The organism is Acinetobacter sp. YH12112 (assembly GCF_013418945.1).
Lineage (GTDB): Bacteria > Pseudomonadota > Gammaproteobacteria > Pseudomonadales > Moraxellaceae > Acinetobacter > Acinetobacter indicus.
In genome coordinates, this window is the sequence record NZ_VPBA01000105.1 from 1 (window position 1) to 1,000 (window position 1,000).

At 44.7% G+C, this 1,000-nt stretch carries 2 tRNA genes and 2 rRNA genes; all 4 read right to left on the minus strand.

The features are described from left to right. Nucleotides 1-150, minus strand: a 23S ribosomal RNA gene (locus FTU50_RS15325); the annotation flags it as partial. A 353-nt stretch (nucleotides 151-503) separates the two neighbouring features. Then, nucleotides 504-579, minus strand: a tRNA-Ala gene (locus tag FTU50_RS15330). 63 nt (nucleotides 580-642) lie between these two features. Further along, nucleotides 643-719 (minus strand) — tRNA-Ile (locus FTU50_RS15335). A gap of 61 nt (nucleotides 720-780) precedes the next feature. Continuing rightward, nucleotides 781-1,000, minus strand: a 16S ribosomal RNA gene (locus FTU50_RS15340); the annotation flags it as partial.

The following is a 1,000-nucleotide window of genomic DNA, read 5'->3' on the forward strand; positions in this document are numbered from 1 at the left end:
ATACCTACCTTATGGTAAGTGGGTTTCCCCATTCAGAAATCTCCGGATCAAAGGATATTTGCCGCCTCCCCGGAGCTTTTCGCAGGCTATCACGTCTTTCTTCGCCTCTGACTGCCAAGGCATCCACCACATGCACTTAATTACTTGACTATACAACCCCAAACAGTCGTTAATCCCTACAAGTAGGATTAAGACAATTAAATAGATAATCAATTATCTATTTAATCTACAGTTCGAAGTCCCGTGCACTTAAGCACCGTACAGCTTCAATCTAAATTCATATACCAAAACGCTTGATTCAGTTAATTTGCTAGTTCTCAATTCAATCTACGTTCATCAACCCGTCATAACAACGCGTTAACGTATATTGATTGAGTGAACAATTTATTTCAGACTCAATTTTGCCAATCTGTTAATGATTCACTGCATCCTCGTCGGACTGCAGTCAACTGTGATAAATCACAGAGATTAATAAGCATAAACTTACTAAGCTCTATAATCTATGGTGGAGACTAGGAGAGTCGAACTCCTGACCTCCTGCGTGCAAAGCAGGCGCTCTACCAACTAAGCTAAGTCCCCAGCTTATCATTTAAGTCAATGTTCTGATTTCTATTCGCTCTGCAATTGCTTGCTTGTCGTTAGTGGTGGGTCTGACAAGACTTGAACTTGTGACCCCACGCTTATCAAGCGTGTGCTCTAACCAACTGAGCTACAGACCCTCAGATACATCGTCATGAAGAACAACTTGTTGTGGATTCTTACCAATCGTCAATCTTTCGTTAAGGAGGTGATCCAGCCGCAGGTTCCCCTACGGCTACCTTGTTACGACTTCACCCCAGTCATCGGCCACACCGTGGTAAGCGTCCTCCCTAAGGTTAGACTACCTACTTCTGGTGCAACAAACTCCCATGGTGTGACGGGCGGTGTGTACAAGGCCCGGGAACGTATTCACCGCGGCATTCTGATCCGCGATTACTAGCGATTCCGACTTCATGGAGTC